7 protein-coding genes are annotated in these 8,579 nt (G+C 59.3%); 4 read left to right on the forward strand and 3 right to left on the reverse strand.

Annotation, left to right across the window (positions count from 1 at the left end):
* The coding region (locus ACOYIE_RS06995) for an EamA family transporter (protein ID WP_433411752.1) at positions 1-673 on the forward strand (673 nt) is incomplete at its 5' end.
* A 50-nt stretch (positions 674-723) separates the two neighbouring features.
* Here ACOYIE_RS06995 and uraA read toward each other — a convergent pair.
* Genes uraA through rnr form a run of 3 tightly spaced genes read right to left on the reverse strand, consistent with a single transcriptional unit; the run spans position 724 to position 5,199 of the window.
* Positions 724-2,007, reverse strand: coding sequence for a uracil permease (gene uraA / locus ACOYIE_RS07000; RefSeq protein ID WP_433411754.1), 1,284 nt, complete (start codon positions 2,005-2,007; stop codon positions 724-726).
* Positions 2,008-2,065: 58 nt separating this feature from the next.
* Complete coding sequence (locus ACOYIE_RS07005; protein ID WP_433411756.1) at positions 2,066-2,908, reverse strand: patatin-like phospholipase family protein; 843 nt, start codon at positions 2,906-2,908, stop codon at positions 2,066-2,068.
* Positions 2,909-2,949: 41 nt separating this feature from the next.
* Positions 2,950-5,199 carry a ribonuclease R gene (gene rnr, locus ACOYIE_RS07010; RefSeq protein WP_433411758.1) on the reverse strand — a complete coding sequence of 750 codons (2,250 nt, stop codon included), beginning with the start codon at positions 5,197-5,199 and terminating at the stop codon, positions 2,950-2,952.
* 212 nt (positions 5,200-5,411) lie between these two features.
* Between rnr and ACOYIE_RS07015 the strand changes: the two genes are divergently transcribed.
* From ACOYIE_RS07015 to ACOYIE_RS07025, 3 genes are all read left to right on the forward strand, one after another.
* Positions 5,412-6,167, forward strand: coding sequence for an SDR family NAD(P)-dependent oxidoreductase (locus tag ACOYIE_RS07015; protein ID WP_433411760.1), 756 nt, complete (start codon positions 5,412-5,414; stop codon positions 6,165-6,167).
* Positions 6,164-6,961 carry a tRNA lysidine(34) synthetase gene (locus tag ACOYIE_RS07020; RefSeq protein WP_433411763.1) on the forward strand — a complete coding sequence of 266 codons (798 nt, stop codon included), beginning with the start codon at positions 6,164-6,166 and terminating at the stop codon, positions 6,959-6,961. The genes ACOYIE_RS07015 and ACOYIE_RS07020 overlap by 4 nt, the downstream gene beginning before the upstream one ends.
* A 36-nt stretch (positions 6,962-6,997) precedes the next feature.
* A partial coding sequence (locus ACOYIE_RS07025; protein ID WP_433411765.1) for an ABC transporter ATP-binding protein occupies positions 6,998-8,579 on the forward strand: 1,582 nt, incomplete at its 3' end.

Consider the following 8,579-nt stretch of genomic DNA (forward strand, 5'->3'; position numbering starts at 1 on the left):
CGGCATTCTGCTGTTCGGCCTTGTGGCGATGAGCGCCTGCCAGTATACTTATTTTGCCGCGATCAGCTATTCCAACGCGGGTACGGCCACTGTGCTGGAATATATCGCGCCCGTGCTGGTGCTGCTGTATCTGTGCGTACGCAGCCGGCGGCTGCCGCGGATGCTGGAGCTGCTGTGCATTGCGCTGGCGGTGGGCGGCACGTTTTTGCTGGCCACGCACGGCGACCCGAGCAGCATGGTGCTTTCTGAAAAAGCGCTGTTCTGGGGCCTGCTGGCGGCGGTATCGCTTGCCATGTACACGGTGCAGCCGGTCGGCCTGCTGGAACGGTACGGCTCGATGACTGTGACCGCATGGGGCATGATTCTCGGCGGATTGGCGCTTGCCGCGCTGTTTCAGCCGTGGAATATTGCGGTACAGATTGACAGGCAGGTTGTCATTGCGATGCTGATCGTCGTTTTGATCGGCTCCGTGCTGGCGTTCTCCATCCACCTGGAGGGCATCCGCTGCGTGGGACCGCGGAAAGGCAGCCTGCTTTCGGCAATCGAGCCTGTATCGGCCACGTTTTTCTCTGTGGTATTGATGGGCGCGCAGTTCCAATGGATGGATTTTCTCGGTTTTGTCTGCATCCTGTCCACCATTGTGGTGCTGGCGCTGGATAAGGAAAAAACGTAAAAAAGAAAAAAAGCACCTTCGCCTTTTCAGAAAGCGAAGGTGCTTTTGTTTTATTCTGCCAAATCGTTGGAAATACCCAGTTTGTCAAACGCGGCGAACAGCAGGCTCATCAGCATGCCGACGATGGCCGCCAGCGTCATGCCGGAAAGCGATACATTGCCTATTTGCAGCGTAACGCCCGAAAGACCGGTGACAAAAATAACCGAGGTCAGCACCATGTTGCGGTTGCGGCCGTAATCCACCTTGTTATCCACCAGGATGCGCAGGCCGGAAGTGCCGATCATGCCGTACAGCAGGAAAGAGATGCCGCCGATGACCGGCCCGGGAATGGTCTGAATCAGCGCCGCCAGCGGGCCGACGAACGAGCAGATGAGCGACAGCACCGCCGCGCCGCCGATGACGCGCACCGAATATACGCCGGTAATCGCCATAACGCCGATGTTTTCGCCGTAAGTAGTGGTCGGCACCGAACCGATCAGGCCGGAAAGCGCGGTGGAAAAGTTATCCGCGAACAGCGAGCGGTGCAGGCCGGGGTCTTTGAGCAGGTCACGCCCGACGATTTTGCTCGTTACCAGCTGGTGGCCGATGTGTTCGTTGGCGATAACGAGCAGCACGGGCAGCATAATCAGAATTGCATCCAGATTGAATTTGGGCGTCTGGAAGTCCGGCAGCATGAACAGCGGCTGCTGCAGCGCTGCTGCGATCCCGTCACGGATCACATGCTCACCCATCACAGCCTCAGTGATCAAACCGGCAGCGTAACCGCACAGGATCGCAATCAGAATCGGGATGACCGACAGGAAACCCCGGAACAGCACGCTGCCCAGCACGGCGACTGCCAGCGTAACGCAGAACGTGATGACCGTAGCGCTGGTAACGCCTTCCCCAACGATTTTGCCGGTGGAAGCGGCGCTTCCCGCCAGCTCCAAGCCGATGAGCGCAACCACCGGCCCCATCGCCGCAGGCGGCAGCACCACATCAATCCATTTGGTGCCGCATTTGTAGATGATTGCTGCAAGAATACAGCCGCACAAACCGACAACTACAAAGCCGCCGAGCGCATAGGGATAGCCCCACTGTTGGATAATCAGCGTGGCCGGCGCGATAAATGCGAAGGAAGAGCCGAGATAGGCCGGCGCCTTGCCCTTGGTGATAAGGGTGAACAGCAGCGTGCCGATGCCGTTCATAAACAGCACGATCGCCGGATTGATGCCGAGCAGGAACGGCACCAGCACAGACGCGCCGAACATGGCGAACATGTGCTGAATGGACAGCGGCACCAGTAATTTGGGCGGAACCTTGTCCTCTACCTGGATAATTCTTTTGTTTTGCATGCTCTTTATACCCCTTTTGATGTGATTGGAGCGCCGCCGCTCCGTAATCTATGGAAAATCAGCCGAACAGACGCTTGATATCGTCCATGCGGGCACAAGCCATATTATACCCCATTTCGTAGCCATATTCCAGCTTTTTTATATCTTTTTCAAAGCTTTCAAGCGGCTCGGAGGGTTGAAGCAGTACGGTGCTTTCCGGCTGCCTGTCCGCAAGCTGGTGGCACAGGCACACCGTTTCGTTGTATCGTTTCGGACGGCTGAGCATGGTTTCACACATCCTGGGGTATTTGCGGCGCATGGCGCGGGCAGCCAGCAGCGTGCCGCGCGTTTGCTGCTTGCGGTAGGTTTTCGGCTGGGTCAGCACGATCAGGTGCTTTTTGTTGCCGTCATGCAGGCTTTTGACAATCGGAATCGGGTCGGCGATGCCGCCGTCATAATAGGTTTTATCCCCGATCTGCACCGGCGGAAAGTAAATCGGGATGGAGCAGCTGGCGCGCAGCATGGTGCTGGCCTTGTCCAGCTGCATGCCGTCAAGGTATTCGGCCTGGCCGGTTTCCGCGTTGGTCACGCCGACGAGCATGCGGCCCTGATAGGCGCGGAAAGCGTCCCAGTCGAACGGCAGAAGCTCGTTTGGAATGGTGTCAAACACAAAATCCACGCCGAAGATCGAATGGTCGTGCGGCAGGTTGCGCGCGCCGAGATAGCGCTTGTCATGCCGGAACCGGTGCATGATTTCCAGGTTGCGGCCCCGCTGGCGGGACAGGTAGGAAGCGGCGTCCGTAATGCCCGCCGAAACGCCGGAAACATAATCGAACATGACGCCGTGATCGAGCAGCGCGTCCATTACGCCGCAGGAAAAGATGGGGCGGAAGGTACCGCCCTCCAAAATGAGTGCAGGCATTGATAAATCTTCTTTCTGAATAAAAATGGAGAGGGATGGGGTTACTTGCGCTTGCGGGTGGGCGGCTTTTTGCCTTTGCGGCCGGTGCGGTGCCTGTCCTGCCGGCGGCGCTGGGCGCGGTTGCCGGAAAAAGAGGGAACAGGGTCTCCGGACGCGGCCGAAACGGGCGCCTCGCTCACAGGCAGCGCACCGTCGGCAGGGGCAAAGTCAATTTGTCCGGTGATCTCGCTCGCGGCGATGAGGCGCACGCGGATGGGTGTGCCGATGGTGAACCGTTTGCCCGTATGCCGGCCCTGCATGGTCATGTGCTGCTCGTCATACTGGTAATAGTCGCCTGCGAGCAGTTCCACGCGAATCAGGCCCTCGCATCCGTTGGCAAGCGAGACGAACAGGCCGAAGGACTGCACGCCGGAAACCTCGGCGTCAAACTCTTCGCCGATGAACCGCTGCATATAGGCCGCGATAAACAGCTTGTCAATGCCGCGTTCGCATTCGTCGGCAGCAAATTCGCGGGTGGTGGACTGCGCGGCGGCCTCTTCGCATGCCGTTTCGTCCGCTGCGGTAAATTCTGCATCCAGTAGCGCCTTTTGCAGCATGCGGTGCGCCATCAGGTCAGGGTAGCGCCGGATGGGCGAGGTGAAATGCAGATAAAATTTGGCCTTCAGGCCGTAATGCCCCAGGCATTCGTCCGCATACCGCGCCCGCGCAAGGCTGCGCAGCAGCAGCGTGGGCAGCGCGCGCTGTTTGGGGTCGTTTTTTGCGCCGCGCAGCACGGCCTGCATCTGGAACGTATCCTCCGGCTTGGAGGTATCAATGCGGTAGCCGAATGGCCGCGCAAAGGCGGCAAAGGCAGCCAGTTTGTTGGGGTCGGGGTTTTCGTGTACGCGGTAGACGGTCGGCTTTTCCTGCCGGTGCATAAATTCGGCCACCGCTTCGTTGGCTTGCAGCATGAACTCCTCGATGAGCTTTTCTGCATCCCCGCGTTCGCGGTACTGAATATCGACCGGCCGGCCGGCTTCGTCCACGATGATCTGCGCCTCGGGAATATCCAGTTCGAGCGCGCCGCGCTCAACGCGCCGCTTGTACAGCGCGTGGGCAAGCGCGTTCATCTGTTCAAACGCATCGACAAGCGGGGCGTACTGCGTCCGCAGCGCCTCGTCCCCTGCGAGGATTTTATTGACGTTGTTGTAGGTCATGCGCGCCTTGGAACGGATGACCGATTTGGCAAACTTTGCCGTATAGCGGCGGCCGTCCTTATCCAGCTCCAGCAGCGCGGAGAAGGTCAGCCGGTCCACCTCGGGATTGAGCGAGCAGATGCCGTGCGAAAGTGCAAACGGCAGCATGGGGATGACGTGCCCCGGATAGTATACCGATGTGCCGCGGCGAAACGCTTCGCGGTCAAGCGGGCTGTCCGGCGTGACGTAGTGGCTGACGTCCGCAATGTGAACGCCGAGCAGAAGATGGCCGTTTTCCAGCTTTTCCAGAGAAACCGCGTCGTCAAAGTCCTTGGCGTCGTCCCCGTCTATGGTGAAAATCAGCTTGTCCCGCAGGTCAAGCCGTCCGGTGCAGTCGGCTGCGGGCACCGTCTGCGGCAGGGCGTCCGCCTGAGAGAGAACATCGTCGGGAAAGGCCTCATATACGCCGTTTTCGCGCAGAATGGACGCGATGGAAGCCTCTATGGTGCCCTCCTGTCCCAGCACGGCCTGTACGCGGCCCTGCGGCAGAATTTTTCCGTCCCCGTAGCAGGTGACGGCGACCGCCACGCTGTCGCCCGGGGCGGCAGGCCCGATGTCGTGCGGGTCGATATAGATGTCCGGATATTTTTTAGACGCGGGTTCGACAAAATAGTGCCGTCCGCGCTGGCGCAGCGCGCCGGTCACTTCCTTGCCTGCGCGCTGCAGGATGCGGATGACCGTGCCCTCCGTCCGTCCGCGCCCGCCCGCGCGTTCTGTGCGCTGGACGAGTACATGGTCGCCGTGCCATGCGCCGCCGGAAGCGTCAGGCGGGATGAAAAGGTCGTCCGACTTATCCGCGGTGCTGCCGCCGTCCGGCGAAACAAAGGCAAAGGCGCGCTCCGTTGCCAGATAGGTACCGGCCACGCAGCCAAAATGCGCAGACTGCGCAAAACGGTTTTTCTTGTTTTTCATCACGCGGCCGTCTGCAACCAGGCGGTCAAGCGCTTCCTTGAGTTCGCTTTTTCCGGCCTGCGGCAGTGCGCGCCGGATCTCCTCCATGCGCATGGGCGCGGCGAGCAGCGCATACAGCTCGGTTTCCAGTTCGTTTTTTACCATCATACGCCCTCCTTTTTGGGTGTCCGTCAGCGGCGTGTCTGTTTCTGCTTTTAGTATATCATCTTTGTGCGGACAGTAAAAGAAAAATTGGTGAAAAGACAGTGCGGCGGCACAAAATCCGTCGGATAAAACCGATGCGGACAGCTTGCGCCCCGCGCATAATTCTGCTACACTTAAATCGAAATAAAACAACCGAAAAAGGAGGTTTTTCCATGCGAGCATTGATTACCGGCGCGTCCTCCGGCATTGGCAGAGAGATTGCCAGGCAGCTTGCGGCGCGCGGCTATGAGCTGACGCTGTGCGCCCGCCGGGAGGACCGGCTGCGCGAACTGGCCGCCGAACTGCCCGTGGTCTGCCATATCATTGCGGCCGATGTGGCGGATGAAACCGAATGCCGTCTGCTGTATGAAGCGGCGCGGGGGGACGATTTGGAGGTCGTCGTCAACAATGCGGGCTTTGGCCTGTTCGGCAAATTTACAGAGACCGACCTGGATACGGAGCTGCGCATGATTGACGTCAACATCCGCGCGGTGCATCTGCTGACCAAACTTGCGGTGCAGGATTTTGTCAAACGGGACCGCGGATATATTCTGAATGTTGCGTCTTCGGCCGGATTTTTGCCGGGCCCATTGATGGCGGCGTATTATGCAGGCAAGAATTACGTCCTGCGGCTGACCGAAGCCGTCCGCGAGGAACTGCGGCAGCAAAAAAGCGCGGTCAAAATCTGCGCGCTCTGCCCGGGGCCGGTGGATACGGAGTTTAATCAGGTGGCTGGCGTGCGCTTTTCGCTTTCCGGCCTGAACGCGGAGCGCGTCGCGCGCGAGGCGCTCGACGGGCTGTTTGCCGGAAAAGGCGCCGTTGTGCCGGGCGCCGCAATGAAGGCAATGACCTTTGCGCGCCATTTTGTGCCGGACAGCGTGCTGGCGCGCATCACCTATCATTTCCAGCACAAGAAGGCGGGCAAATGACGGCCCAGCAGATCCGCCGCACGCTGCAAACCGATTTTGCGCGCAGCCTGCGCAAGCCGTTTGTGCGGGCGGTGCGGGAATTCGCGCTTGTCCGGCAGGGGGACCGGATTGCGGTCTGCCTTTCGGGCGGCAAGGATTCGATGCTGCTGGCGCTGCTGATGCAGGACCTGCAAAAAACGATGGATATTTCGCTGGTTTTTCTGGCGATGGACCCGGGCTATTCGCCGCAGGTGCGCGCCCGGCTGGAGCAGAACGCCGCGCGTCTGGACCTGCCGCTTGCCGTATTTGAAACCAATGTTTTGCAGGTTGCGGGCAGGCATGCGGCCGAACACCCGTGCTTTCTGTGCGCCAAAATGCGGCGCGGCTATCTGTATGCCGAGGCGCGCCGGCGCGGCTGCAATAAAGTCGCGCTGGGCCATCATTATGACGATGCGGTCAGCACCGTGCTGATGGGCCTTGTCTACGGCGGACAGGTGCAGGCTATGCTGCCGCGCGTGCAGGCGCAGAACTATGCGGGCATGGAGCTCATCCGGCCGATGTACTATGTGCGCGAGCGGGCGGTGGAGCAATGGGCGGCGGCGTGCGGGCTGCTGTTTTCATCGTGCGACTGTCCGGCCAAACGGCTGGAAACGGATACCAAGCGCGCGGAAATTCGCGCGCTCATTGCTGCGCTGGCGGAAAAGAATCCGCAGATTGAGGCCAACATTCTGAACGCTGTGAAAAACGTGGATACGGCCAAGCTGCTGGGCTGGCGGGATACGGACGGCCGCCACAGCTTTCTGGACAGGCTGTAAGGCGTTCCACTCAAACAGAAAGGACTATGATTTTTCATGAAACATACAACCGGCGGCCTGCTCCGCCGCTTTGCACCGTACTTCAGGCCCTATGCGGGCATTCTTGCCTTTGACCTGTTCTGTGCGGCGCTGACAACGCTGTGTGAAATCGTGCTGCCGCTGCTGGTGCGCCATTTGGCGCAGGTCGGCGTGGACGATTTTTCGCTGCTGACCGCGTCGCTCATTCTGCGCGTGGCGGCGGTTTATCTGGTGCTGCGCATCATTGACGTGGCCGCCAGTTATTTTATGAGCAATATCGGCCACGTTATGGGGGCCAAGATTGAAACCGATATGCGTTCGGCGCTGTTTTCCCATTTGCAGAAGCTGTCCTTCAGCTACTTTGCCGAGACCAAGGTCGGTCAGCTGATGGCCCGCATCACCTCGGACCTGTTTGACGTGACCGAATTTGCTCACCACTGCCCGGAAGAGTTTTTTATCGCAGGGCTGAAAATTGTCGTATCCTTCATCATCCTGTGTACGGTCAACGTGCCGCTGACGCTTATCATTTTTGCCATTGTGCCCGTGATGGCCGTGGTATGCGGCAAATTCAACCACAAAATGCGGGAGACTTTTGCGAAAAACCGCCGGCAGGTGGGTGAAGTGAACGCCCAGGTGGAGGATAGCCTGCTCGGCATCCGCGTGGTCAAATCCTTTACCGGAGAACAGCGCGAAATTGAGAAATTTGAGCAGGGCAACCAGGACTGGTTTGATATCAAACGGGAAAATTACCGCTGGATGGGAGCGTTTAACGCGACCACCCGCGCGTTTGACGGGCTGATGTATCTGGCAGTTATCATTGCCGGCGGCCTGTTTATGGTAAACGGCAAAATCGAGCCTGCGGATTTCATGGCCTATCTGCTGTATGTGACGACGCTGCTGGCCACCATTCGCCGCATTGTGGAGTTTACCGAGCAGTTTCAGCGCGGCATGACGGGAATTGAACGGTTTTTTGAGGTGATGGACGCCATTCCGGATATTCAGAGTCCGGAAGACGCGCAGGTGCTGCCGCGCCTGCAGGGCAACATCCGGTTTGAGGACGTGTCCTTTGCCTATGCGGACGATCCGGATACTGCGGTGCTGGACCATCTGGACCTGGATGTGCAGGCAGGGCAGAGCGTGGCGCTGGTCGGCCCGTCGGGCGGCGGCAAGACGACCATCTGCAACCTGATCCCGCGTTTTTACGATGTGAGCGGCGGCCGCGTGACCGTGGACGGCCATGATGTGCGAAACGTGGAACTGGATTCGCTGCGCGGGCAGATCGGCGTGGTGCAGCAGGACGTGTATCTGTTTTCCGGCACGATTTTTGAAAATATCGCCTATGGCCGGCCGGACGCTTCGCGCGAACAGGTGATTGCGGCTGCGAAACAGGCCGGCGCGCACGATTTTATCGCCGCGACGCCGGACGGCTATGATACCTATGTCGGCGAGCGGGGCGTTCGCCTGTCCGGTGGGCAGAAACAGCGGATTTCGATTGCGCGCGTGTTTCTGAAAAATCCGCCGATCCTGATTCTGGACGAGGCAACGAGCGCGCTGGATAACGCTCCAGGCTTTGCTGTACCAGCCGCTCGGATTCGTTATC

Source organism: Agathobaculum sp. (assembly GCF_050946325.1).
In the GTDB taxonomy this organism is placed as follows: Bacteria; Bacillota; Clostridia; order Oscillospirales; family Butyricicoccaceae; genus Agathobaculum.